Annotated in this window: 22 protein-coding genes; 2 read left to right on the plus strand and 20 right to left on the minus strand. The window is 70.8% G+C overall.

Annotated features, from left to right (window positions below; genetic code table 11):
• Nucleotides 1–3: 3 nt before the first annotated feature.
• The 8 genes from AC1DIW_RS19580 to hisD all read right to left on the minus strand — a co-directional run bounded on the left by AC1DIW_RS19580 (nt 4) and on the right by hisD (nt 7,260).
• Nucleotides 4–1,383: a DUF445 domain-containing protein gene (locus AC1DIW_RS19580; protein WP_478110286.1), complete on the minus strand. Its 1,380-nt coding sequence runs from the start codon at nt 1,381–1,383 to the stop codon at nt 4–6.
• A gap of 26 nt (nt 1,384–1,409) precedes the next feature.
• Nucleotides 1,410–2,213 carry an SseB family protein gene (locus AC1DIW_RS19585; protein ID WP_478110287.1) on the minus strand — a complete coding sequence of 268 codons (804 nt, stop codon included), beginning with the start codon at nt 2,211–2,213 and terminating at the stop codon, nt 1,410–1,412.
• Nucleotides 2,210–2,953 (minus strand): bifunctional 1-(5-phosphoribosyl)-5-((5-phosphoribosylamino)methylideneamino)imidazole-4-carboxamide isomerase/phosphoribosylanthranilate isomerase PriA, encoded by a 744-nt coding sequence (gene priA, locus AC1DIW_RS19590; protein WP_442279843.1) that lies wholly within the window; start codon nt 2,951–2,953, stop codon nt 2,210–2,212. The genes AC1DIW_RS19585 and priA overlap by 4 nt, the downstream gene beginning before the upstream one ends.
• 123 nt (nt 2,954–3,076) lie before the next feature.
• Nucleotides 3,077–3,415: a hypothetical protein gene (locus AC1DIW_RS19595; protein WP_478110289.1), complete on the minus strand. Its 339-nt coding sequence runs from the start codon at nt 3,413–3,415 to the stop codon at nt 3,077–3,079.
• Between the two features lie 60 nt (nt 3,416–3,475).
• The gene (gene hisH / locus AC1DIW_RS19600; protein WP_442279845.1) at nt 3,476–4,114 is read right to left on the minus strand and encodes an imidazole glycerol phosphate synthase subunit HisH; all 639 of its coding nucleotides are present in this window, start codon (nt 4,112–4,114) and stop codon (nt 3,476–3,478) included.
• A 16-nt stretch (nt 4,115–4,130) separates the two neighbouring features.
• On the minus strand, nt 4,131–4,730 hold the full coding sequence (gene hisB, locus AC1DIW_RS19605) for an imidazoleglycerol-phosphate dehydratase HisB (protein ID WP_442279846.1): 600 nt from the start codon (nt 4,728–4,730) through the stop codon (nt 4,131–4,133).
• Nucleotides 4,727–5,896, minus strand: a complete 1,170-nt coding sequence (locus AC1DIW_RS19610) for a histidinol-phosphate transaminase (protein WP_442279847.1) — start codon at nt 5,894–5,896, stop codon at nt 4,727–4,729. The genes hisB and AC1DIW_RS19610 overlap by 4 nt, the downstream gene beginning before the upstream one ends.
• Nucleotides 5,893–7,260, minus strand: coding sequence for a histidinol dehydrogenase (gene hisD / locus AC1DIW_RS19615; RefSeq protein ID WP_478110292.1), 1,368 nt, complete (start codon nt 7,258–7,260; stop codon nt 5,893–5,895). Before hisD ends, AC1DIW_RS19610 begins: the two co-directional genes overlap by 4 nt.
• 256 nt (nt 7,261–7,516) lie before the next feature.
• Between hisD and AC1DIW_RS19620 the strand changes: the two genes are divergently transcribed.
• A complete protein-coding gene (locus AC1DIW_RS19620) occupies nt 7,517–8,767 on the plus strand; it encodes an endonuclease (protein ID WP_478110294.1) in 1,251 nt (416 codons plus the stop codon).
• A 30-nt stretch (nt 8,768–8,797) separates the two neighbouring features.
• Here the strand turns inward: AC1DIW_RS19620 and AC1DIW_RS19625 are convergent, their stop codons facing one another.
• The 9 genes from AC1DIW_RS19625 to AC1DIW_RS19665 form a co-directional block, all read right to left on the minus strand.
• Nucleotides 8,798–10,897, minus strand: coding sequence for a S9 family peptidase (locus AC1DIW_RS19625; protein ID WP_442279850.1), 2,100 nt, complete (start codon nt 10,895–10,897; stop codon nt 8,798–8,800).
• A gap of 151 nt (nt 10,898–11,048) precedes the next feature.
• Nucleotides 11,049–12,689, minus strand: coding sequence for an ExeM/NucH family extracellular endonuclease (locus AC1DIW_RS19630; protein WP_478110296.1), 1,641 nt, complete (start codon nt 12,687–12,689; stop codon nt 11,049–11,051).
• Nucleotides 12,686–14,464 (minus strand): Ig-like domain-containing protein, encoded by a 1,779-nt coding sequence (locus AC1DIW_RS19635; RefSeq protein WP_478110298.1) that lies wholly within the window; start codon nt 14,462–14,464, stop codon nt 12,686–12,688. The genes AC1DIW_RS19630 and AC1DIW_RS19635 overlap by 4 nt, the downstream gene beginning before the upstream one ends.
• A gap of 156 nt (nt 14,465–14,620) precedes the next feature.
• Nucleotides 14,621–15,583 (minus strand): pseudouridine synthase, encoded by a 963-nt coding sequence (locus AC1DIW_RS19640; RefSeq protein ID WP_478110300.1) that lies wholly within the window; start codon nt 15,581–15,583, stop codon nt 14,621–14,623.
• Nucleotides 15,584–16,702: a winged helix DNA-binding domain-containing protein gene (locus AC1DIW_RS19645; protein ID WP_478110301.1), complete on the minus strand. Its 1,119-nt coding sequence runs from the start codon at nt 16,700–16,702 to the stop codon at nt 15,584–15,586.
• Nucleotides 16,702–20,295 carry a DNA polymerase III subunit alpha gene (gene dnaE, locus AC1DIW_RS19650; protein ID WP_478110303.1) on the minus strand — a complete coding sequence of 1,198 codons (3,594 nt, stop codon included), beginning with the start codon at nt 20,293–20,295 and terminating at the stop codon, nt 16,702–16,704. Before dnaE ends, AC1DIW_RS19645 begins: the two co-directional genes overlap by 1 nt.
• A gap of 148 nt (nt 20,296–20,443) precedes the next feature.
• On the minus strand, nt 20,444–21,376 hold the full coding sequence (locus tag AC1DIW_RS19655; RefSeq protein WP_478110305.1) for an RluA family pseudouridine synthase: 933 nt from the start codon (nt 21,374–21,376) through the stop codon (nt 20,444–20,446).
• Nucleotides 21,369–21,983, minus strand: a complete 615-nt coding sequence (locus AC1DIW_RS19660; RefSeq protein WP_478110307.1) for a signal peptidase II — start codon at nt 21,981–21,983, stop codon at nt 21,369–21,371. The genes AC1DIW_RS19655 and AC1DIW_RS19660 overlap by 8 nt, the downstream gene beginning before the upstream one ends.
• An 89-nt stretch (nt 21,984–22,072) precedes the next feature.
• On the minus strand, nt 22,073–22,552 hold the full coding sequence (locus tag AC1DIW_RS19665; protein ID WP_442279857.1) for a TraR/DksA family transcriptional regulator: 480 nt from the start codon (nt 22,550–22,552) through the stop codon (nt 22,073–22,075).
• 10 nt (nt 22,553–22,562) lie between these two features.
• On the opposite strand from AC1DIW_RS19665, the gene AC1DIW_RS19670 reads away from it, so the two are divergent.
• Nucleotides 22,563–23,120 (plus strand): hypothetical protein, encoded by a 558-nt coding sequence (locus tag AC1DIW_RS19670; protein ID WP_478110309.1) that lies wholly within the window; start codon nt 22,563–22,565, stop codon nt 23,118–23,120.
• A gap of 130 nt (nt 23,121–23,250) precedes the next feature.
• Here the strand turns inward: AC1DIW_RS19670 and AC1DIW_RS19675 are convergent, their stop codons facing one another.
• From AC1DIW_RS19675 to AC1DIW_RS19685, 3 genes are all read right to left on the minus strand, one after another.
• Complete coding sequence (locus AC1DIW_RS19675) at nt 23,251–24,489, minus strand: DivIVA domain-containing protein (RefSeq protein WP_478110310.1); 1,239 nt, start codon at nt 24,487–24,489, stop codon at nt 23,251–23,253.
• A gap of 155 nt (nt 24,490–24,644) precedes the next feature.
• Nucleotides 24,645–24,929: a YggT family protein gene (locus tag AC1DIW_RS19680; protein WP_442279860.1), complete on the minus strand. Its 285-nt coding sequence runs from the start codon at nt 24,927–24,929 to the stop codon at nt 24,645–24,647.
• A gap of 98 nt (nt 24,930–25,027) precedes the next feature.
• Nucleotides 25,028–25,507 (minus strand): cell division protein SepF, encoded by a 480-nt coding sequence (locus AC1DIW_RS19685; protein WP_442279861.1) that lies wholly within the window; start codon nt 25,505–25,507, stop codon nt 25,028–25,030.
• Between the last annotated feature and the right edge of the window lie 35 nt (nt 25,508–25,542).

Below are 25,542 nucleotides of genomic sequence, written 5' to 3' on the forward strand. Positions count from 1 at the left end.
GGCTCAGCTCGGGAGCAGGATCGAGACGGCGTGGATGAGCATGCCGATGAGGCCGCCGACCAGGGTGCCGTTGATGCGGATGAACTGCAGGTCGCGGCCGACCTGGAGCTCCACCCGCTCGGCGGTCTCCTTGCCGTCCCAGCGGTCGACGGTGTCACTGATGATGCGCGTCAGCTCGGTGCCGTAGCGGTCGATGGCATAGATCGTCGCGTCGCAGATGCGGGTGTCGATGCGCGCACGGAGCGCGGCGTCGGCGAGCAGTCGTTCGGCGAGTGCCGTCACCTCGCGGACGGCTCGGGCCCGGACCGGCCCACCCTCGTCCTCGAGTGCGGCGATGACGACGGCCCGGAACGACGCCCACAGCGACATCGCCGTGTCGGCCACCTGCGGGTGCGCGAGCACGCGCTCCTTGAGCCGCTCGGCCTTGGCCTGGGTGACGGGGTCGTGCTGCAGGTCGTCGGCCAGGTCGATGAGCAGCTTGTCGAGCGCGAGGCGCACGTCGTGCCGCGGGTCGTTGCGGATGTCGGCCAGCCACTTCAGCGCCTCGACATGGATCTTGCGCGCCACGAGGTCGTTGATCGCGGCGGGCACCCACGCCGGCGCCCGCTGCGTGATGAGCGACTCGAAGAGGTCCTCGTTGTCGACGAGCCAGCCGCGGACCTCGTCGAGCGCGAGGTCGACGAGGCCGACGTGCGCCTCGTCGCGGACCACCTGGTCGAGCAGCCCTCCAGCCAGCGAGCTGATCGGCTCCTGGGCGAGACGTGGCAGCACGGCCTGCTCGATGATCGCGCGGACGTCCTCGTCCGGGATGCGGTGCAGTGCGTGGACGGTGACCGTGGCCACCTCGTCGACGAGTCGCTTCGCGTGGCCCGGCGCGAGGGCCCACTCGGCGGCCCGTCGCGTGGGCTCGGCGTCGAGCACCCGCTCGCGGATGATGTCCTCGCGCATGAAGTTCTCGCTGACGAACTCCTCCAGGCTGCGCCCGATCATCTCCTTCTTGCGTGGGATGAGGGCCGTGTGCGGGATCGGCAGACCGAGCGGGTGCCGGAAGATGGCCGTGACGGCGAACCAGTCGGCACAGGCACCGACCATCGAGGCCTCGGCGCCCGCGTTGACGAAACCGAGGACGCCGTCGTCGTGCCCGCGCGTCAGGACGTAGACGATGGCGGCGAACACGAGCAGCCCGGTCGCCACGAGACGCATCTGCCGCAGGTCCCGGCGGCGCTGCGCGTCGAGGGCCGGGTCGACGATGAAGCCGAGGGGGCCACTGGGCGCGCCCGAACCGGTCCTCCGTCCGTGCCGGGCAGGCGTGCCAGCGACGGCACCTGCTGCAGCGGGCGCCTCGGGATCGTGCTCCCGGGTCGCCTGGGGTGTGGTGTCCACGTCCGGCACCTCCGCTCGTGATGTGCTCAGCGCGCCGCTTCGAGCGCGAAGGTCAGAGCATCGATCCTCGCACGGGTCTCGCCGTCGGTCGCGATGCGCTCCCCGATCCGAGTGGCGATGGCCCCGACCTGGTCGGCGTCGAGGCCGGGCTCGAGCGCCAGCACGACGCGCAGGACCCCGGCGCCGACGGGTTCGCCGGCCTCGACGCGATGCGCCGACACCAGGGGCTCGGACTCGACGGCGGCGCGTACGGCAGCTGCGACGTGGGGGTCACGGTGGCTCGGCTCCCACGCGCGCTCCTGGGCGAGTGCCCACAGCATGCTCGGACGCAGCACCGTCGCGTGGTTCGACGCGACGTCGACGACCAGCACCTGGCACTCCTCGCTGATCGCCGCCTGCGCCGCGGCTGCCGCACGGACTGGAACCGGCCTGGCCGTCGGGTCCCACGCGGCAAGGCTCGCCAGGGAGGTGAACATCGGCAGGGCCCGGGAGCCATCCGGGGACGTCAGGGTCACGGCGGCCATGTCGCTGCGGGTGTCGACGGTGTGCGGTCCGGACTCGTCGACCTCCGCGGCGACCGCGACGACGGGGACGAGCCAGCGCGCCTGGGCCGTGTGCTCCATCACGGCGACCTCTGCGTCGTCGCCCGGGCTCTCGTGCGCCGCCGCGAGAGCGGCGAGGAGTGCGTCGTCAGCCGCTCCGGTGTCGCCCGAGAAGCCGTGCGAGGGGATCGACTTGCCCTGCCACGCCTGACCGGCGGAGTCCGCGGGACGGCCCTGCCCGTCGTGGTGGCCTGACTGTCCAGCGTGACCGGAGGCGGGTGCGGTCACGATCCTGGCCGCCCGGCGACGTCGAGGGCCTCGGGCAGGGTGAACGCGCCGCGGTAGAGCGCCGAGCCGACGATGGCCCCCTCGACACCGACGCCGACGAGCCCGCGGATCGTGGCGATGTCCTCGAGCGTGGAGACGCCGCCGCTCGCGACGACCGGGCGGTCGGTGCGCGCGCACACGTCACGGAGCAGGTCGACGTTGGCCCCCTGGAGCATGCCGTCCTTGTTGACGTCGGTGACGACGTACCGAGCGCAGCCCTCGGCGTCGAGACGCTCGAGGGTCTCCCACAGGTCGCCACCCTCGCGGGTCCAGCCGCGCGCCGCGAGCGTGGTGCCGCGGACGTCGAGACCGATGGCGACGCGGTCGCCGTGGTCGGCGATGATCGAGGCCGTCCAGTCGGGGTCCTCGAGGGCGGCGGTGCCGATGTTGACCCGGCGGCAGCCGGTCGCGAGCGCCGCGTCGAGCGACTCGGTGTCACGGATCCCGCCCGAGAGCTCGACCTGCAGGTCCAGACGGCCGACGATCGAGGCGATGAGGTCGCGGTTGCTGCCGCGCCCGAAGGCTGCGTCCAGGTCGACGAGGTGGATCCACTCGGCACCCTGCTCCTGCCAGCGCAGCGCCGCCTCCCACGGGTCACCGAACTCCCCGCCGCTCCCGGCGACGCCCTGGACCAGCTGCACGGCGCGACCGCCCGCGATGTCGACGGCGGGCAGCAGCTCGAGGCGAGGCTGGTCGGTCATGAGTCGTGCGCTCCTCGGGGTCGGGACCTGGCCACTCGAGTATGCCGTGGGCCCGGGGACCACGGCCCGGTGGCCCACGCCGTGGGCCGGGAGGCGCACTCGACTCCCCGCCCGGTCGAGTGCTCAGTTCGCGACGGGGCCTGCCGGGGTGCCTTCAGCAGCGGTGGGGGCCTCGGCGGCTGCGATCTCGCCACGGTGGCGCCACAGGACGTAGGCCAGCCCCACGACGAGGACGACGGCGAGGAGCGCGATGCGCAACGGCCAGGACAGGTCGAGCAGGGTCGTCACGACGAGTGCGCCGAGCGCCGTGCCCACCGTCGTCGGGAGTCCGGGCCGGCTGCGCCGCCGCCGCGGGTAGAGGGCGCCGGACGAGGTGCGGCTCGTGGTGCGGCTCGTGGTGCGGCTCGTGGTGCGGCTCCGCCGCTTCGTGCTGGAGCTGGCAGCCGGCTTCCTCGTCGCCACGGGTCCCCTCCTCGTCGAGGCCGACACCCCTTCAGCCCAGGCGGGCAGGGGGCGGCACGGTCACAGGCCGCGGACCCAGTTCTCGAGCAGCTGCAGCCCGGCGTCGCCGGACTTCTCGGGGTGGAACTGGGTCGCGCTCAGGGGGCCATTCTCGACCGCGGCGACGAACTTCGCACCGTGACGCGCCCACGTGACCCGCGGGGCGACCCGCGCGAAGGCGCCGGTCGCCTCGAGGGTCCACTGCTGCACGGCATACGAGTGGACGAAGTAGAAGCGCTCGTGCTCGACGCCGGCGAACAGGCGTGACCCGTCGGCGGCCTCGACCTCCGACCAGCCCATGTGCGGCACGACGTCGGCCGGGAGACGCTCCACCGTCCCCGGCCACTCGGCGAGCCCCTCGAGCGGGTGCTCGGACGGCTCGGTCGAGCCGTCGAAGAGCACCTGCATGCCGACGCAGACGCCGAGCACCGCCCGGCCGCCGCTGATGCGCCGGCCGATGATGCGAGGTCCGTGCGCTGCCGCCAGACCAGCCATGCAGGCGTGGAAGTTGCCGACGCCGGGGACGAAGAGCCCGTCGCACTCGAGGGCACGGTGTGGGTCGGAGGTCAGGGTCACCGTCGCGCCGACGCGCTCCAGTGCGCGCACGGCCGAGCGGACGTTGCCGCTGCCGTAGTCGAGGACGACGACGTCGGCACTCATCGAGGGCCCACCATCGTCAGAGCGCTCCCTTGGCGCTCGGGATCCCGACGACCCGGGGGTCGGGAGCGACGGCGGACCGCAGCGCCCGCGCCACCGCCTTGAACTGGGCCTCGACGATGTGGTGCGGGTCCCGGCCGGCGAGCACGCGGACGTGGAGGCACAGCCCGGCGTTGTAGGCGAAGGACTCGAGCACGTGGCGGGTCATCGAACCGGTGAAGTGACCGCCGATGAGGGCGTACTGCTGCCCTTCAGGCTCCCCCTCGTGCACGACGTAGGGCCGTCCGGCCACGTCGACGACGGCGTGGCACAGGGCCTCGTCGAGGGGCACCGTGGCGTCACCGAAGCGGGAGATGCCTGACTTGTCGCCCAGGGCTTCACGGAGCGCCTGCCCGAGCACGATCGCGGTGTCCTCGACCGTGTGGTGCACGTCGACGTCGACGTCGCCGGTCGCCTTGACCGTGAGGTCGATGAGCGAGTGCTTGCTCAACGAGTGGAGCATGTGGTCGTAGAACGGGACGCCGGTCGAGATGTCGGACGTGCCGGTGCCGTCCAGGTCGAGCCAGAGCTCGACGGACGACTCGGACGTGGCGCGGGTGATCTTCGCGGTGCGGCTCATGCGGGGGACTCCTGCTGGTCGGCGCGGGGGGCGAGCACGTGCGTGGGGGCGAGACGGGCCATGGCCGTAAGGAACGCGGTCGTCTCGTCGGGGTCGCCCGCCGTGACCCGCAGGTGGTGGGCGATACCCATGTCGCGGACCAGTACGCCCTCGTCGAGCAGGGCCTGCCAGGTGGCCTTCTCGTCGCGGAGGCCACCGAAGAGGACGAAGTTGCTGTCGCTGGCGACGGGGCGTGCGCCGAGCTCGGTGAGCCGCTCGACGATGCGGTCGCGCTGGTGCTTGATGACCTCGACGGTGCCCAGCATGACGTCGGCGTGCTCGAGGGCGATGCGGGCGATCGTCTGGGTCGGGCTGCTCAGGTGGTAGGGCAGCCGGACGAGGCGCAGCGCGTCGACGAGCTCGGGTGCCGCGACGAGGTAGCCGAGCCGCCCTCCGGCGAAGGCGAAGGCCTTGCTCATGGTCCGCGTCACCACGAGACGTGGGTGCTCGGCCAGGAGCGTCAGCGCGGATCGAGTTCCGGGCCGGGCGAACTCGGCGTAGGCCTCGTCGACGACGACGATCGCGTTCGGCGCCGCGTCGAGGACCGCACCGATGACCTCGAACGGCAACGCGGTGCCGGTCGGGTTGTTCGGGGAGCAGAGGAAGACGATCGACGGGTGGTGCTCGCGTGCCTGCTCAGCGGCCGACTCGGGCGTCAGGTCGAACGCGTCAGGTTCGGTCGCGGCGGAACGGAGTCCATCGACCCACGTCGTGCCGTTCGTCTCGGTGATGATCGGGTGCATCGAGTAGCTCGGGGTGAACCCGAGGGCGACACGACCGTGCCCACCGAAGGCCTGGACGACGTGCGAGAGCACCTCGTTGGAGCCGTTGCCCGCCCACACCTGCTCGGGCGTGACCGTGACCCCGGACTGCTTCTCGATGTATGCCGTCAACGCCTTGCGCAGGTCGGTGAACTCGCGGTCGGGGTAGCGGTTGAGCGAGGCCACGTCGTCGGCGAGCGCCGCGACGACGGCGTCGACGACGACCGGCGGCACCGGGTAGGAGTTCTCGTTGGTGTTGAGGCGCACCGGCACGTCGAGCTGCGGCGCGCCGTACGGCGTGCGGCCGCGCAGGTCGGGACGCAGCAGGCGCTGGACCTCTGACGCGGCCGAGACTCCCCCGGTCACCGGGGGACCTCGTCGCCGAAGCGCGCCGTCACGGCCTCGCCGTGCGCCGGGAGGTCCTCTGCCTGCGCGAGCGTCACGACGTGGCGGGCGACACCGCGCAGCGCGGGCTCGTCGTAGTCGACGACGTGGATGCCGCGGAGGAAGGACTGCACCGACAGGCCGCTGCTGTGGCACGCGCACCCTGCGGTGGGCAGCACGTGGTTGGAGCCGGCGGCATAGTCGCCGAGGCTGACCGGGCTGTGCGGACCGACGAAGACGGCACCCGCGTTGCGCACGCGGGCGGCGACGTCGGACGCGTCGCGGGTCTGGATCTCGAGGTGCTCGGCGGCATACGCGTTGACGACGTCGAGGCCCGCGTCGACGTCGTCGACGAGGACGATGCGCGACTGCGTGCCCTCGAGGGCCTCGGTGACGCGTTCGGAGTGCTTCGTGGCCGGGACGCGTCGCGCGAGCGACCGTCGGGTGGCCTCGGCGAGCTCCTCGCTGTCGGTGACGAGCACCGATGCGGCGAGCGGGTCGTGCTCGGCCTGGCTGACGAGGTCGGCCGCGACGTGGTCAGGGTCGGCGGAGTCGTCGGCGAGGATGGCGATCTCGGTGGGTCCGGCCTCGGCGTCGATGCCGATGAGCCCCTTGAGGAGGCGCTTGGCGGCGACGACCCAGATGTTGCCGGGCCCGGTGACGAGCGACACGGGGTCGCACACGACCGTCTCCCCGTCGACCTCGCCCCACTGGGGGTCGTCGTCGACGAAGCCGTGCGCGAACATGGCCACCGCCTGGGCCCCGCCCACGGCATACACCTCGTCGACGCCGAGCAGGGCGCACGCCGCAAGGATGGTCGGGTTGGGGTAGCCCGCGAACTCACCGACGTTCTCGCGCTGCGGCGGCGACGCCACGGCGAGCGAGCCGACCTCGGCGAGCTGGGCGGGGACGACGTTCATGATGACGCTGCTCGGGTAGACGGCCAGGCCGCCGGGCACGTAGAGGCCGACGCGGTCGACGGGCACCCACCGCTCGGTCACGGTGCCGCCGGGGACGACCTGCGTCGTCGTGTCGGTGCGGCCCTGGTCGGCGTGCACGATGCGGGCACGACGGATGGACTCCTCGAGCGCGGCGCGGAGGTCGGGGTCGAGCTGGTCGAGGGCGGACTGCAGCAGCGCGCGCGGCACCCGCAGATGGGTCGGTCGCACGCCGTCGAAGCGCTCTCCGAGATCACGCAGCGCGGCGGCACCGCGATGCTCGACGTCCTCGCAGATCGGCCGCACCTGCTCGAGGGCGGCCGTGACGTCGAACTCGGCTCGGGGAAGGGCCCGGCGCAGGAAGCGCACGTCGAGCGTGCGGCCGCGCAGGTCGAGGGAGGACATCATGGGTCACCAGTCTAGAAGGCGCCGTGTGCGGCCCGGACCACGGTCTCAGCGTGCGGAGGCCGCGACGGCTCGCCCGCGACTCGTCTGGCGACTCCCCCGGTGACCGCCTGCCGAATCTTGGCGCCCCGCAGACAAAGGTGAGACCAACGACTGACCCGGCGTCGACGGCCGGTCCGCCACGCTCGTGGAGCCGCCGCCCGCCGCGGGCGGTGGGTGCGTGACCACACCCGACTCCCCCGCCCCCACAGGAGCACCCGTGCCCGTCGTCGTCCCCCGGCGCCGCATCGCCGCCGTCCTCACCGGACTGGCCGTCGCCCTCGTCCCGCCGAGCCTCGCGCTCACCAGCGCAGCCGGGTCCCCGGCCGGATCACTGCCGCTGCCTCGCGCGGCCGCCGCACCGGCGCCCGCGCTCGCCGCCGCACCCCTCACCGTCTCGCAGGCGGTCGCCTCCCAGACGGGGCAGAGCACCACCGTCCGCGGCTACGTCGTCGGCCAGCCCACCGCCACGAGCACCGTGGTGCGCTCCGGCTTCCCCAGCGACTACGCCCTCGCCATCGCCGACTCGGCTGCAGAGACGTCGACGAGCAGGATGCTCTACGTCCAGATCCCCTCGACGTTCCGATCCGCGTGGGGCCTGAAGAGCAATCCCTCGCTCATGGGCCGCCAGCTGGACGTCACCGGAGCCCTGTCGGCGTACTTCTCCCACCCCGGCATGACGTCGACGAGCGCCTTCGCCTTCAGCAGCGGGACGTCGACGAGCACCCCGCCGCCGACGAGCACGACGCCCGCCCCGACCGGCACCACCGGTCCGTACGACTCGACCTACTACGCCTCCGCCATCGGCAAGACGGGACCGGCGCTGCACACGGAGCTGCACCGGATCATCTCCAGCGGTGTCACGACCCTCACCTACGACCAGGTCTGGACCGCCCTCAAGGACACCGACCAGGACCCGGGCAACAGCAACGACGTCATCGAGGTCTACTCGGGCCGCTCGATCGCCAAGTCCGACAACGGCGGCGGCGTCGACCAGTGGAACCGCGAGCACGTCTGGGCCAAGAGCCACGGCGACTTCGGCACCGTCAACGGGCCCGGGACGGACGTGCACCACCTGCGTCCCGAGGACGTCACCGTCAACAGCACCCGCGGCAACCTCGACTTCGACAACGGCGGCTCGGCGGTGGCCCAGTGCGCCGGCTGCCTCAGCGACGGCGACTCGTTCGAACCTCGGGATGCCGTCAAGGGCGACGTCGCCCGGATGATCTTCTACATGGCGGTGCGCTGGGACGGCGGCGACGGGTTCGCCGACCTCGAGCCAGACGACCACGTCGGCAACGGCACCGCGCCCGCCATCGGCAAGATGTCGGTGCTCAAGCAGTGGAACCTCCAGGACCCCCCGGACGCCTTCGAGAAGCGCCGCAACCAGGTCATCTTCGACACGTGGCAGCACAACCGGAACCCCTTCATCGACCACCCGGAGTGGGTCAGCGCGATCTACGGCCCCTGATCCGGCTGCAGGCTTGACGGGACGGCCGGCTCACGACGTCTGGTCGATGAGCACGGCCGTCTCCCAGGCCCATTGGCGCCACAGGTCGTAGCGACCCGACCGGCCTCCGTGTCCGGCGGCCATCTCGGTGCGGAAGAGGATCTGGGCCGCCCCGTCCACCTCGAGGTCGGCATGCCGCAGCGCCGCGACCCACTTGGCCGGCTCGGTGACGTAGACCCGCGTGTCGTCGAGCCCGGCCGTGACGAGCAGGCTCGGGTGCCGGGTCGGACGCACGTTCTCGTAGGGCGCGTAGGACTTCATGAGGGCGTAGGCCGCCGGGTCCTCGAGCGGGTTGCCCCACTCCTCCCACTCGACGACCGTGAGCGGCAGGCTCGGGTCGAGCACCGTCGTCAGGGCATCGACGAAGGGCACCTGCGCGTGGACGAAGCGGAAGCGCTCCGGCGCGAGGTTGACCACGGCCCCCATGAGCAGGCCCCCTGCCGACCCACCTTCTGCTGCAAGGCGGTTCGGCGCGACGACGCCCGTCTCGACGAGGTGGTCGGCGCAGGCGATGAAGTCGGTGAAGGTGTTGGGCTTGGCCTCGAGCTTGCCGTCGTCGTACCACGAGCGTCCCATCTCGGACCCGCCCCGGACGTGCGCGATGGCGAAGACCCACCCCCGGTCGAGCAGCGAGAGCCGCAGCACGGAGAACCAGGGGTCGCTCGAGATGCCGTAGGCGCCGTACGCGTTGAGCAGGCCGGGCGCGGTGCCGTCCGCCGTCACGTCGTGGCGGTGCACGACGGAGATCGGGATCCGGGTGCCGTCGGCCGCCGTGGCCCACTCGCGGCGCTGGCGGTACTGCGTCAGGTCGACGTCGCCCCGCACGTGCTGCTGCTTGAGCAGGGTGAAGGCGCGCGAGCGGACGTCGTAGTCCTCGACGGTCCGCGGAGTGACGAGTGACTCGTGGACGATCTGCAGCGTCGACGTGGACGCCTCGGGGTTGACGCCGACGTGCAGGGTGCCGATCGGCTCCCCGACGGCGATGTCGTGCGCCTGCCCCAAGCCGTTCGGTGCGGCCGGGTCGCGCAGCACGACACGCACGCCGGTGCCGCCCTCACGTCGCAGCGACACCGCGATGAAGTCGTCGAATCCCTCTGCCCCCGTGACGTACTCGTCTTCGCTCGTGACACCCAGTGGCACCCAGTCGTCGGCCGTCGTGCTCGTCACTGCCGCCACCGCGAGCTCGAAGTTGACCCGGTTGGCGTTGTGGGTGACGAGCATCTGGTCCCCGAACGGCTCGATGTCGTACTCGACGCCCTGCCGCCGCTCGGCCACGACACGCGGCGTGCCCAGCGGGTCGTCGGCATCGAGCAGGCGGAACTCGCTCGTGGTCTTGGACCCGATCGCGATGAGGATGAGGCGGTCGTCTCGCGAGCTGCCCACCCCCACGAAGAAGCGCTCGTCGGTCTCCTCGTGGACGAGCGCGTCGTCCTCGGCCGGAGTGCCGACCTCATGACGCCACACCTGGTGGGGTCGCCAGGCGTCGTCGACGCGTGTGTAGAAGAGGTGTCGGGCATCGACGGACCACGCGAGGGATCCCCCGGTCTGGCGCACGGTGTCATCGAGCACGACGCCGTCCTCGATGCGGCGCACGCGCACGTCGTAGCGTTCGTCGCCGACGACGTCGACGGCATACGCGAGCAGGTCACCGGTCGGTGACACCTCGCTCGCGCCGACGGCGAAGAACTCGTGGTCGCGCCCCTCCTCGTTGTGGTCGAGGATCACCTGCTCTCCCGCGGGCGGACGTCCTCCGCTGAGGGCCGGGCGCTCGGGATGATCAGCGACCAGCACCCGCGCCTCCACGGCGTACTGCTCCCCCTCGATGGTGCGCGAGTAGTACCACCAGCGGTCGTGCCGCACAGGCACCGAGAGGTCGGTCTCCTCGATGCGCGAGCGGAACTCCTCGAAGACCTGGTCGGCCATCGGACGCAGGTGCTCGGTGCGCTCGGTGGCGTAGGCGTTCTCGGCGGCCAGGAGCTCACGCAGCTCGTCCGAGTCGCGGTCGGCCATCCACGCGTAGTGGTCGTCGAAGCGGTCGCCGTGGTGCTCGCGGGTGGTCGGCTCGCGCCGGGCAATCGGGGGTTGCTGCATTCCGCGCAGTCTACGGACCCGATCCGCGACCACGCGGGCGGACGCGACGCGACGAACCGACTCTCGGACCTGACACGGACCGACGTCCGGTGGGATCCTCCCCCACCGGACGCCGGTCCGTCGTGCTGGTCAGCTGCAGGTCACTGACACGTCAGTGGAGCTTGACCTGGCCCTGGACGCGCTGGGTGCCGCTGTCGTAGACGACGGCGCCGGACGCGTCGCGCACGACGACGCGCATCGTGTCGGTCGCAGCGTCGGTGGCCGTCGCCTCGAACCGGTAGCCGGGCGCACCGCCGACGGTGGCGGGCCCCGCGAGGCGGGCGGTGTCACCGGTGACGACGAGCCAGTCGAGCCCCGAGGACGCGAGCGTCAGGCCCGGCGTCGACAGGGTCAGCGAACCGTCCGGGCGGCTCGCACCTGCCGCGTACTTGGCCGACACGGAGAACTGCGCCTTGCCGTTCGCCGACGGATCGCCGGCCACCGCTCCCGCGGGAGAGACGAACCAGCCTCCGCCCGTGAGGAACCCGCCAGCACGGTCGAAGACAACCACGGTCGTCGTGCCGGTGCCGGTGTTGCCCCACTGGTCGGTGACCGTCACGGTGACGGTGTAGACGCCTGAAGCGGTGTAGACGTGGTCGCCGCTGACGGTGTTCCCGGTCACGGTTCCGCCCGAGGTCCTGCCGTCACCCCACGAGATCGACGCCGTGTGGGTGTCGAGCGGGTCGGCATCGGTGAACGGTGCGCTCACCGTGACCGGCGAGCCCACCGAGGTGGCCCTCGACGGTCCGGTGACCTCGCCGACGACCGGGGCGGCGTTCGTCAGGTTCAGCCCGACGACCACCGGGTCGTGATCCGAGATGCGGAACTGGTCGGGCGCGTAGAGGCTCGAGACCTGCGCCGGCGTCTTGAACTCGGTGTTGTAGTCGAGGATCGACGGCTCGTCGGCGTTGACGTGCCAGTCGCCGACCCCCGTCACCTGGCTGCTGATCGACGCCGAGCCGAGCGCGTGGTCGAGGTAGCCCCACTGCCCGTCGAACGCGTAGGAGTATGCCTCGCGCCCGTTGCGCTGCTCGATGAGGTTGGCGAAGCCGGCCGTCTCGAGCGTCGTGATCGGGTCCTCCTTGGCGTAGGAGTTCATGTCGCCGAGGATGAGGACGTCGGGGTCACCCGTGCCCGTGGGGTCGCTCGCCAGCCAGCTCGCGAGGAGCTTCGCCGACCGGACCCGGACCGCGTTGCAGTTGCCCTGGCCGTCACCGGCGTCGGGGGCGTCGCAGGCGCTGCCCTTGCTCTTGAGGTGGTTGGCCACGGCGATGAACGTGCCACCGCTCGAGTTGTCGCGGAACGCCTGCGCGAGAGAGGGACGGTTGCGCGGGCCCGAGTCCCCACCGTTGACGAAGTCGAGGGTGTTGAGGGCCGCGGTCGTGCCGACCGGCGTCACGGCGCCCGGCTTGTAGAGCATGCCGACCTTGATCGCGTCGTTGCCCATCGCATCGGGGTGGCCGGTGCGGGCGTCGGCGTCGATGAACGCCCACGTGCCCGCGCCGTCCTTCTCGTTGAGCTTGCCGACGAGGAACTGCTCTGCGCTGTCGGCCCCGTAGCCGTCGTTCTCCATCTCCATGAACGCGACGACGTCGGCCTGCGTGCCCGAGACCGCTGCGACCGTCTTGCGCCACTGGCGGTCGAACTCTGCGGCGGTGTTGGCACCGCGGCAGTCCATGACCGCGCCGGTGAGCCCGCCCCGGCAGTTGTTGCCGGTCGTGTCGAGCGTGTTGAAGAAGTTGAGCAGGTTCATCCCAACGACGCGCGTGTCACCTCCGACTGCGGGCGGCCCGCCGGCCGCGGGTTGGTCGGCTGGAAGTCGACCGTGGCAGCAGGTGAGACCGGGCGGATGCGGTAGGCGTTGGCGCTGGAGGCGTTGCCGCCCCACGTGTAGTTGAGGACACCCGTCAGACCGGTGACGGTGTCGCCGCCACGCAGGGTGTTGGACGCCGTGAGCGGCTGACCGCCCCGCCCGAAGACGATCGGGTCGACGTTCTGGGCCTGCGTGGTGTCGTCGAGGATGATCTTGCGCAGGTTGTTCGATGTCTGGAGCGCTGCCGCATCGGCGCCCGGGGCGACGACGTTCGTGGGCTGCTCGAGCCGGCCGCCCTGCGAGAGCGTGACCTGGCCGAAGCGGCCGAGCTGGAAGTGCTCGGTCACCGACATGGCCTGCGGGAGCGTCACGAGCATGCCCTCGTAGCGTTCGAGGGCTGTGCCGCTGGCGACGGGAAAGCGCACCTCGGTCGGGGCGACCGTGCCGGTGCCGCAGACCGTGATGGTGCGGGCGCTGACCTGGGTCTGGCCCTGGTTCTCGCCGGCGTTGCCCGTCACCGTGACGAGGTCACCGAGCTCGACGCTGTCGGCGTTGCTCCCCTCGAAGACGAAGATGCCGTCGGAGGTCGCGGGGTCGTTGTCGCCCTTCGGGTCCTGGATGAAGAAGCCGCGCAACGCCGGCGACGGACCCTCGTAGTCGCCGACGACGACACCGCGTGTCGTGACGGAGCCCGTGACGGCGGCGGTGTCGCCGCTGCCCTGGATGGCAGGCACGGGGGTGGCGCTGGCCTCGCAGGGGTTGGTCGCGGGGACCGAGAAGCGCACGGTGACGTCGCTCGCGGGATGGTCCGGCGGGTCGATGGCGTCCTGGTCGGTGACGGCAGCAGCCGACACGGTGAGGGTGCAGGCGTCGCCGAGGGCGAAGTCAGCGGACGGGTCGAGCGTGAAGGTCGTGGGACCCTCGGTGACGGCGAGGGTCTTGGCTCCGGAGATCGAGCACGAGAGCGAGAACGCCCCGGCTGCGGCGTTGACCGGCTCCGAGAAGGTGACGGTCGGGTTCGCGTCGACGGCGACGTTCGAGGCGCCGTCGGCCGGCGTGGTCGAGGTGACGCTGGGGGCGACGTCCGTCGCCGGGCCGCCGTCGATCGTGTGGCTGCCCAGACCGTCGAACGTGTCGATGGCGAAGCCGTCCCACTGGACGGCGGGGTCGAAGGCGTCGGCTCCGTTCGCGTCACCTGCCGTGACGGACGGCTTGCGCCTGATCGTGTTGTCGCTCGTGTTCGTGGGGTCCGTGCCCCAGCCGGCGGCGCCGGGGTCGTTGCCCACCTGGCCCACGACGTCGAGGACGGTCGAGCCCTTGCGGAGCACGACGGCGTCGTTGCCGTTCCAGTTGGCGTTCCCGCTCGCCTGGTCGGTGGCGGCCTTGATCGCCGCGCCCGCCGAGCTGTTCGCGTAGACGAAGACGTCGCCGGACGCGACCGAGCCGGTGAGGTTCGTCGTGCTCGAGGTGGTCTGGCCGTTGGCGAAGACCTGGATGTTGTAGCCGGCTGCGCCGAGGTCGACGGTCGCTCCGGTGCCGTTGTAGATCTCGAGCGCCTTGTTGTTGCTCGAGCCCTCGACGTACTCGCTGACGAACAGCTCCGTCGGGGTCGCCGCCGAGGCCGGTGCGGCCGCGACGAAGGGGGTGACGCCCACGGCGAGCGCGGCGGTGGTGACCGCGGCGACCCGACGCAGGGCAGGACGAGATTGACGCATGAGTTCCTCCCTGGGACCGGCTCCTCCGCGCGGTCTGCGCGTCACCCTAGACCGCGGTCGTCGTCCTCGCGCGTCGAGAACGCCACACCTTCCTGAACGCTGGGTGACCGCCGGCTGTCCACGGCCTGGGTCGACCCGACGAGCCGTTGCAGGGGGTCAGATCCCGGGCAAGGGGCCGGGCCACCCGGAGAGGCGGCGCCGCGTGACGAAGCGGCGCGGCCGCCCGTCGATCGGGTCGTCGAAGGCGAGGACGGCCGCGAGCAGCTGCAGGGGCGCGCTGAAGTCGTCGAGGGGCACGTCGCGCTCCACGGGGTAGAGCGGGTCGTCGAGGATGGGGATGCCGAGCCCGTCCAGCTGGCACCTCAGCTGGTGGGTGCGCCCTGTCCTCGGAGTGAGCCGGTAGAGCCCGAGGGTCTCCCCCGCGGCCCCACGGCCGGTCACGGTCTCGAGCAGCTCCACGAGCGTCTCGGCATTGGGTTCGCCGCCCTCGACCTCGTGGGCCTGGTGCGTGCCGTGCTCCTTGACGAGGTGCGTGCGCCGCACGAGCGGCAGGTCCAGCCCAGCCCTGACCGGCGCGACCGCGAGGTACTCCTTGTGCGCGAGCCCGTCGGCGAAGACGCGCTGGTATGCCCCGCGCCACCGCTGCTCGGTCGTGAACATCAGCACCCCCGCCGTCGGGCGGTCGAGGCGGTGCGCCGGAGTGAGCCGGTGCTCGCCCGTCAGCACACGCGTGCGAGCCAGCGCGCTCTGCACGACGTGCCGCCCGCGTGGCATCGTCGCCATGTCGTGCGGCTTGTCGACGACGACGATTCGCTCGTCGCGGTGCAGCACGACGGGCTCCTCCGGATGCGCCACCTCACCGGGGAGGTCACGGTGCGCCCAGACGGCCGACTGCGCCACGAACGGCGCGTCCGGACGCACGGGCGTGCCCGAAGCATCGACGAACTCGCCGGCCCGGAGCATACGGTCGACGTCGTCGGCGTCGAGGCCGGGTGAGAGCCGCTCGACGAGGTGGTCCCGCAGCGACGTCCAGGGGCCGGCCTGCGGCATACGGAAGCGCTGGGCGTCCACGCCGTGGCGTGGTGGGAGCGGCGAGGGCGGGATGGGTCCGCGAGCCACTCAGCCGCTCCCACCGGCAGGACCGAGGCGGACGACCTCGGCTTCGGTGCCGAGAAAGGCGCCGTAGTTCGCGGCGGCCGCTTCGACCTCGCGCCAGCGGCGGGTCGACAGCTCGGCGAAGGGCGACACCTCGACGACGACGTGCTCGCGCTTCTGGACGCGGCGCCACGTGCCCGCGACCTCGCCGTCGACGACGAGGGTCGGCTTGAAGACCATGTTGCGACCCGGCACGACCTTGACGAAGTGCTCCCCCGGCAGGGTCACGTCGCGCGACTTGTAGCCGAGGAGGAACTCGTCCCACTGCGGTAGCAGGTGCACGCCGCCGGGACCGGCAGGGACGTCTCGGGCGTCGACGTGCGTCAGCCACGTCTGCCCGTCGAGCTCCTCGCGCAGGATCCGGTCGTCGACGAGCGCGAGCGCCTCACGAGTCAGCCCGAGCGGCTTCAGCAGCCAGCCGGCGAGGTCCTTCTCGGTGACGGGCCCGTGGCTGCGGACGTAGCGCTCGGCCATCGTCGCCAGGCCCTCCTCGCGGGAAGGGTTGCGGGAGTGGGGAACCCACGTGTCCATGAGAACGAAGCTCGGCTGCTTGGCGATGATCGGACCTTGGCAGAGGAGACCACTCATGCAGTGGTAGCCGATGAGGTGGTAGTTGCGCTGGCCGGTCGGGTCGATGCCGTGCTCCACGAGCAGGGCCGCCACGTCGGGCCGCCTCATGGGCTCGCGCAGGTGCTCCTCGAAGACCCGGCCGGACAGATCGACGTCAGCCTCGGAGATGCCGAGCTGGGCGAACCGGGTGGCGAGCGTCGTGCTGCGCGGCGCCGCGAGCAGCTCACACATCCAGCGGGCGTCCTCGGCCGGCACCCAGTGGATCGTGCCGCGCATCGGCCACGTGCGCACCACCTCCCGGTCGTGCACGGCTTGCTCGACCTGGGCGAGGGTCAGCCCCGAGCGCAACCCCAGGGACCACGCGCCGCTCGCGTAGTCCTGGGCCTGCAGGGCCCCGAGTCTGCGGGCGACCGCGAGCGCCGACACGGGGGACGAAGGGGAGCCGAGGGTCGGCGTCAGGCCGAGCGCGGCCATCCGCGCCCGGCGCATCCGCCGGCGGTCCGCCTCGCGCATCAGCTGAGGCAGGCCGGACCGAGCAGGGCCTTGAGGTCGCCGAAGAGGGCGGAGGTGGCGGTGACGCGGAGCGAGTCGTCGAGGGACATGAGCACGGACCGCCCGGGCTGGGTCAGCTTCACCTGCACCTCGGTCGCGCCTGGGTGCTCGCCGAGCACGCGCTTGAGGCTCTCGGCCACGGCAGGCGTCGCGCGACCGAGCGGCAGCGTCAGCACGACCGGGCCGCGTGGCCCCTCCTTGATGTCAGGGATCGTCAGCTCCTGGGCGAAGATCGAGATCGAGTCGTCGCGGGCGGAGATGCGACCCTTCACGGCGCACACGGTGTCCTGCGCGAGCATCGTCGAGTAGGTCATGTAGGCCGACGGGAAGAAGAGGCACTCGATGGCGCCGTCGAGGTCCTCGACGGTCGCGATGGCCCAGAGGTCGCCCTTCTTGGTCCGCTTGAGCTGCAGGCTCGTGATGAGCCCGGCCACGGTGACCGGCGTGCCGTCCGCCTTGGGGTCATCGCCCATGAGCGAGGCGATCGAGGTGTCGGCGTGCGTGGCGAGGATGTGCTCGATGCCGAACAGTGGGTGGTCGCTGACGTAGAGGCCGAGCATCTCGCGCTCGAACGAGAGCAGGCTGGCCTTGTCCCACTCCAGCGTCGGCACCGGGGGCAGGCCGTCGAAGGCGCCCGGCCCGTCCTGGCTGCCGCCGTCCGTGTCGTCGCCGAAGCTGCCGAACAGGCTGTCCTGGCCGATGGCCTCCTGCTTCTTGACCTCGACGAGTGCGTCGATGTAGCGCTCGTGGACCTCGACCATGCCGCGGCGGCTCTCGCCGAGCGAGTCGAACGCGCCACCCTTGATGAGCGACTCGATGGTGCGCTTGTTGCAGACGACCGCGGGCACCTTGGAGAGGAAGTCCTTGAAGGAGGCGAAGGCGCCCTTCTCCTCGCGGGCCTTGATGATGGCCTGGACGACGGGCAGGCCGACGTTGCGGATGGCGGCGAGGCCGAAGCGGATGTCGGTGCCGACGGCCGCGAAGTTGGCGATCGACTCGTTGACGTCGGGGGGCAGCACCTTGATGCCCATGTGCCGGCACTCGTTGAGGTAGAGCGCGGACTTGTCCTTGTCGTCGCGCACGCTCGTCAGCAGCGCCGCCATGTACTCGGCCGGGTAGTTGGCCTTGAGGTAGCCCGTCCAGTACGACACGAGGCCGTATGCCGCCGTGTGCGCCTTGTTGAACGCGTAGTCCGAGAAGGGGACGAGGACGCCCCACAGCGCCGCGATCGAGGCCTCGTTGAAGCCCTGGGACTTCATGCCCTCGGAGAAGGGGACGTACTCGGCGTCGAGGACCTCCTTCTTCTTCTTGCCCATGGCCCGTCGGAGCAGGTCGGCGTTGCCGAGCGTGTAGCCGGCGAGCTTCTGGGCGATCTCCATGACCTGCTCCTGGTAGATGACCAGGCCGTAGGTCATCCCGAGGATCGGGTCGAGCGCGTCGATCATCTCCTGCTGGAGCTTCCCCTTCAGCTGGGGGTCGAGCGGGACGACCTCCTGCTTGCCGTTCTTGCGCAGCGCGAAGTTCGTGTGCGCGTTGACGCCCATCGGTCCGGGCCGGTAGAGCGCGAGGGCGGCCGAGATGTCCTCGAAGTTGTCCGGCTGCATGAGGCGCAGCAGCGAGCGCATGCCGCCGCCGTCGAGCTGGAAGACGCCGAGGGTGTCGCCACGGCCGAGCAGGTCGTAGGTGGCGCGGTCGTCGAGGGTCTTGGACAGCTCGTCGAGGTCGATGTCCTCGTCGCGGTTGAGCTTGATGTTCTCGATGGCGTCGTCGAGGATCGTCAGGTTGCGCAGGCCGAGGAAGTCCATCTTGACCAGGCCCAGCGACTCGCAGCTGGGGTAGTCGAACTGCGTGATGATCTGGCCGTCCTGCAGGCGGCGCATGATCGGGATGACGTCGACGAGCGGCTCGCTGCTCATGATGACGCCGGCGGCGTGCACGCCCCACTGCCGCTTCAGGCCCTCGAGGCCGAGGGCCGTCGCGACGACCTCCTGGGCCTGCGGGTCCTCGTCGTGGACGACGCGGAAGTCGCCGGCCTCGTTGTAGCGCTTGGAGTCCGGCTTGAAGACGTCGGCGAGCGGCATGCCCTTGCCCATGACGTCGGGCGGCATCGCCTTGGTGAGCTTCTCACCCATCGCGAACGGGTGCCCGAGCACGCGGCTGGCGTCCTTGAGGGCCTGCTTCGCCTTGATCGTGCCGTAGGTGACGATCTGGGCGACGCGCTCCTCGCCGTACTTCTCGGTGACGTAGCGGATCACCTCACCGCGCCGGCGCTCGTCGAAGTCGACGTCGAAGTCGGGCATCGACATGCGCTCGGGGTTGAGGAAGCGCTCGAAGATCAGACCGTGCGGCACCGGGTCGAGGTCGGTGATGCCCATGGCGTAGGCGCACATCGAGCCGGCGCCCGAGCCACGGCCGGGGCCGACCCGGATGCCGTTGCGCTTGGCCCAGTTGATGAAGTCGGCGACGACGAGGAAGTAGCCGGGGTAGCCCTTGGAGACGATGACGTCCTCCTCGAAGGCCGCCTGCTTGCGGGCGTAGTCCGGCACCCCGTCAGGGAACCGGCGCGAGAGGCCCGTCTCGACCTCCTTGATGAACCACGACGTCTCGTCCTCGCCCTCGGGGCAGGGGAAACGGGGCATGTAGCGCCCCTCCCCCTCCGTGAAGGACACCTCGCACCGCTCGGCGATGAGCAGGGTGTTGTCGCAGGCTTCGGGCAGCTCGCGCCACAGGTGGCGCATCTCGGCCGCGGACTTGAGGTAGAAGTCGTCGGCGTCGAACTTGAACCGGTTGGGGTCCATCAGCGTCGAGCCGGACTGGACGCAGAGCAGCGCCGCGTGCGCCTTGGCGTCCTCGGCGCGGGTGTAGTGCAGGTCGTTCGTCGCGACGAGCGGCAGCTTGAGGTCGCGGGCCAGCCGGATGAGGTCCTTCTGGGTCCGGCGCTCGATGTCGAGGCCGTGGTCCATGAGCTCGACGTAGACGTTCTCGTTGCCGAAGATGTCGCGCAGCTCGGCGGCCACCTCGCGCGCCTCGTCGTACATCCCGAACCGGAGCTTGGTCTGGATCTCGCTCGAGGGGCAGCCGGTCGTGACGATGAGGCCCTTGCCATACGCCCCGAGCAGGTCGCGGTCGATGCGCGGCCACTTCGTGTAGACCTGGTCGAGGCTCGCGATGGAGCTCATCCGGAAGAGGTTGTGCATGCCCTGGTTGTTCTGGGCGAGCATCGTCATGTGGGTGTAGGCGCCGCTGCCGGAGACGTCGTCACGGCCACCGTCGCCCCAGCTGACCTTCGTGCGGTCGGTGCGGTGCGTGCCCGGCGTGATGTAGGCCTCGACGCCGATGATCGGCTTGACGCCGGTGCCCTGCGCCTTCTTCCAGAACTCGTAGGCGCCGAAGACGTAGCCGTGGTCGGTCGTCGCGAGGGCCGGCATGCCCATCCGCGCCGCCTCGCTGAAGAGGTCGCCGATGCGGGCGGCCCCGTCCAGCATGGAGTACTCCGTGTGCACGTGGAGGTGCACGAAGTTCGGATCGTTTCGCGGGGCGGCTTCGGTCGACATCGTGGACGAGTCTAAGCCTCCGCGCGGACACTCCTCGCGTGTCGGGGCCGGGTGTCACCGACCCCGGGCGTCCGCCGCACACGGGGCCCTCGAGCCGACCGGACGGCATACGTCGTCAGGCTTCACCCTCAGGTCGAAGGTGCAGGTCTCAGAACGTCGCGACGATGTCGAGAGCGCGCTGGAGATCCTCCGGGTAGCGGCTCTCGAAGTGGACGTACTCACCCGTGCCGGGGTGCTCGAACCCGAGCCCGACGGCGTGCAGCCACTGGCGGTCGAGCTTCAGTCGTGCCGCGAGCTTCGGGTCGGCCCCGTAGGTGAGGTCACCACAGCACGGGTGGTGCAACGCCGCGAAGTGCACGCGGATCTGGTGGGTCCGGCCCGTCTCCAGGTGGATGTCGAGCAGGCTGGCGTGCCGGAAGGCCTCGATGACCTCGTAGTGCGTGACCGACGGCTTGCCGCTCTTCATCACGGCGAACTTGTAGTCGTGGCCGGGGTGGCGCCCGATGGGGGCGTCGACGGTGCCGACGACGGGGTCGGGGAGCCCCTGCACGAGGGCGTGGTACGTCTTGTCGACCGTGCGGCTTCGGAACGCCTCCTTGAGCCGGGAGTATGCGTACTCGCTCTTCGCCACGACCATGAGTCCCGAGGTGCCGACGTCGAGTCGGCTCACGACGCCCTGGCGCTCCGGGGCCCCGGAGGTCGAGATGCGGTAGCCGGCAGCCGCGAGCCCGGACACGACGTCGGGCCCGCTCCACCCCACACTCGGGTGGGCTGCGACGCCGACGGGCTTGTCGACGATGACGATGTCGTCGTCGTCGTGGACGATGGACATGCCGGGCACGGGCTCGGCGATGATCTGCAGGCTCGGGCTCTCCTCGGGGCGGGGCAGCGAGACCTCGAGCATCGAGCCGGCGGAGAGCCGCTCGGACTTGACCACGGACTTGCCGTCGAGCACGACGTGGCCGTCTGCGGCCAGGTCGGCGGCCTTGGTGCGCGAGACCCCGAAGAGCCGGGCGACACCGGCGTCGACACGCTCGCCCTCGAGGCCGTCGGGCACGAGCACGGTGCGCACGTCAGGCACGGTGGCCCTCCTGGTCATCGGTCTGGTCGGTCATGTCGTGGGTGGTCTCGTCGTGGGTGGCGTCGGGTGAGGCACCACGGCCGTGGTCGCGACGGCCGTCGACCCCGATCCCCAGCAGCGCGAGGATGATGATGAGCCCAGCTGCCGAGACGATCCAGATGTCAGCCACGTTGCCGATGAACCAGCGGTTGTAGTCGATGAAGTCGACGACGTGCCCCTGACCGCCGCCCGGCGGGCGGACGAACCTGTCGGTGAGGTTGCCGATCGCGGCACCGAGCAGCAGACCGAGCGCGACCGCCCAGGCTCGGGACCCCAGCTGGCGCGCCACGACGACGATCGCAACGAGAACCGCGAGCGCGATTCCCGTCATGACCCACGTGTTGCTCGCACCGAGCGACAGGGCGGCCCCGGGGTTGCCGATGAGCTTGAAGCGGATGAGCTCCCCGACGAAAGGTCGTGGTTCACCGTCGGCGAGCACGTCGAGGGCGACGATCTTGCTCAGCTGGTCGGTGAGGTAGGCGAGGACCGCGACGACGCCGAGGACGACGAACAGGCGCCCCCGCCGGTCAGGCCTCGGGCGATTCTCCTCGGCGGTTCTCGAGCTCACGGTCCCGGTGGTCGTATCGGTCGTATCGGTCGTAGTGGTGGACACGCCGTCGACCCCCGCTCGGGAGGTCGACGTGGCGTGGTCGGGCGTCAGTGGCGGTCCTGCTTCTCCTGGCATGTCATGCACAGGGTCGCACGAGGACGGGCCTGAAGTCGAAGCTTGCCGATCGGGTTGCCACAGTTCTCGCAGATGCCGTACGTCCCGGCATCCAGCTGCTCGAGCGCGTGCTCGGCCTGGCGCAGGCTCGCGCGGGCGTTCGCGGCCACGGAGATCTCGTGCTCGCGCTCGGCCGTCTTGGCGCCCGCGTCAGCCTGGTCGTCGCCCGAGCCGTCGCCCGAGGCGCGCAGGAGGTCGTCGAGCTCGTCCTCGGCGAGCTTGAGCTCGACCCGGTGCTGCTCGATCTCCTCGAGGAGGACACCGCGAACCTCGCCGATCTCCTCCACGCTCCACGGGCTCTCGTCGTCCTTGACCCGGAGACGTTCGGCGATCTTGCTGGCACTGGCTCTGGTCGTGCTGCCCGCGGCCTTCTTCGTCGCCGCGCGGGGTCCTGCGGTGGAGCTCGTCGTCACAGCTGCCCTCTTGGTTCGTGTCGCAGGCGCCTTGGCGGCGGACTTCGCGCTCGCGGCACCTGCTCGGGTGGTGGTGGAGGTGGTCTTCTTCGTCGCCGGCGCCTTCGTCGCCGCCGTCGCCTTCTTCGTCGCCGGTGATGCCGTCTTGGCAGGCGCCGTCTTCTTCGTCGCCGGCGTCGCCGTCTTGGCAGGCGCCGTCTTGGCAGGCGCCGTCTTGGCAGGCGCCGACTTCTTCGTCGGCGGCGTCGTCTTCTTCGCGGGTGACGCCTTCTTGGTGGCTGCCGCCTTCGTCGCGGACGTCACCTTCTTGGCCGGTGCAACCTTTGTCGGGGTTGCCGTCCTGGTCGTCGGCGTCGTCTTCTTCGCAGGTGTGGCCTGCTTCGCCGGTGCGGCCTTCGTCGTCGGCGGCGTCTTCCTTGCGGTTGACGCCTTCTTCGCCGGGGCGGCCTTCGTCACGGACGTCGTCCTCGCGGGTGACCGCTGGGCCGCGGCGGTTGCCGCTGCCATCTTCTTCGCCGCCATCAGACCCTCCGTCGTTCATGCCGTCGACGCTGACAAGTGGGGCTGACAATAAGCCCCGCACGAGTCGTGCACAAACGCGAAACGCTCACGTGGGCGAAGTGTTCCTCGCCCACGGACGACGCAGGCCGTCCGGGAGGGCTCCCGGACGGCCTGCGCACGTCTGTTCGAGGTGGGCCTCAGCCCTGGTGGCCGTCTCCGGCCTCGGCATGGGCCGGCTCCTGGGCGCTGGAGTCGAGGTCGTGCAGCTGCCCCTCGATGTAGGACTTGAGGTTCGACCGGTAGTTCTTCTCGAACCCGCGCAGCTCGGCGATCTTGCGATCGAGCAGACCCTTCTGCTTGTCGAGCTCCTCGAGGACGGCGGCCTTCCGCTGCTGGGCCTCCGCGACCATGCCGGTGGCGCGCTCGCGCGCCTCGGTGAGCATCTCGTCGCGCTTGTGGGTGGCCTCGGCCAGCATCTCGTCGCGCTGCGCCGTGGCCTCGGCGATCATGTGGTCGCGCTGCGAGGTCGCCTCGGCGATCATCTGGTCGCGCTGGGCGGCGGCGGCGGCCGAGATCTGCTCCGCCTGCTGGGACGCCTCGTCGTGGCGGTTCTGACCGATGCTGATCAGCTCGTCGTGCCGGGCCTGGGCCGCAGCGATCATCTCGCGGTGGCGGCCCTCGGCCTCGGAGATGAGCTCGTCGCGGCGGCTCTCACCAGCAGCCACGTGCTCGTCGTGGAGGCGCTGCGCGAGGGCGATGACCCCGGCAGCGTCGAGGTTGCCCGACGCGGCGGCGGGGGCCGCTGCCGCCGCGACAGCAGCTGCAGCGGGGGCCTGTGCGCCCTTGGCGGCCTCGTCACGGAGGCGTGCTGCCTCAGCCGCGGCCGCGTCCGCGTCGGCCTGCGCCTTTGCGGCACGCTCCTCGGAGGCGCGGGCGTTCTCCTGGGCCTTGGTGAGCTTGGCCTCGGCGTCGGCCACCTGGGAGTTGAGGCCGTTGAGCTTGGCCTGCGCGTCGTCCAGGGCCTGCGAGTCCACGGCGGACTTGGCCGCGACCTCGGCACGCTCGGCCTCCGCCTTGGCGCGCTCGATGCGCTCCTTGGCGGCCCGCTCGGCGTTCTCGGCGTCGGCCTTGGCCTTGGCAGCTCGATCCGCCGCGGCCTTGAAGGCGCGCTCGGCATCCTGGATCTTGGCGGTCAGGCCGCCGAGCTTGGCCTCGTCGCCGGGCCGGCCCACGGCGGGCATGGCCGCGGTCGCGCCGTCAGCACGGACCGCCGACTGGTTCTTGCTCGCGCGGCAGTCGTTGAGCTGCTTCAGGTAGTCGTCACGCTGCTCGATGAGCGACCGCATCTCCGCCACGATCTCATCGAGGAAGTCGTCGACGTCCCGCTCCTCGTAGCCACGACGGAACTGCGTGGTCTGGAAATGCTTGTTGAGCACCTGTTCAGGCGTAAGCGCCATGTGTCACCTCGATGCAGACGTAATGGTTCGGGTCAACGCTATCCAACGTTCCGGGCGCGAACCAAAGCCAGGCTCACCGGTGGGGCTGTCGGCACCTGCGCCCGCGCAGCGGGCACGAGGTGACCACCTGCCGGTCAGAAGAAGCTCGGCACGTTGAGAGCGAGAGAGGTCAGCAACATCAGGACGAGGAAGCTGAGATCAAGTCGGACGCCGCCGAGGTTCGGCGACGGGATCACCTTGCGCAGGGCGCGCAAGGGCGGGTCGGTCACGGTGTAGACAGCCTCGGCCACGACGAGGACGACCCCGGAGGGGCGCCAGGACCGAGCCAGCACCTGCACCCAGTCGATGACGAAGCGACCGATGAGGGCGATGAAGAAGGTGAAGACCACCACCCCGTAGATGGTCCAGAACGCGTCCATGTCCGTCAGTGTCCCTGATCTAGCGGCAGGAGTGATAACCGGGGTGCACGTCGACGTCAGGACGACCCGGCCGAACGCTCCTGGTGGGGACCGGGAGCTCAGCTCTGGTTGAAGAAACCGCGGTTGGCGACCGCGGGGGTCTCAGCCTCGTCGGCGGAGATCTCGACGTGAGCCGGCGACAGGAGGAACACCTTGGAGGTGACGCGCTCGATCGTGCCGTGGAGGCCGAAGACCAACCCGGCCGCGAAGTCGACGAGACGCTTGGCGTCGGCGTCGTCCATGTCACTGAGGTTCATGATGACCGGCACCTGGTCGCGGAACCACTCGCCGATGTTCTTGGCCTCGTTGTAGGTCCGCGGGTGGATCGTCGTGATGCGGTTGAGCGAGCCGACCTCGACGTCGCGCACGACCGCGGCCACGGGTCGCTTGGTGGGCAGCTGGGTCACCGCTGCGGTGTGCTCGGTGTCGTCGTAGCGGTCGGAGTCGTCATAGGCGTCGTACTCGTCGTAACGCTCATGACGCTGGTCCTCCTCGCTCAGTCCGAGGTACACCATCGTCTTGCGCAGTGCCCCTGCCATGGCCAGCTCCCAAACGTCGAATTGTGATCGTGGCC

The sequence above is a fragment of the Terrabacter sp. 01T434 genome, assembly GCF_056398545.1.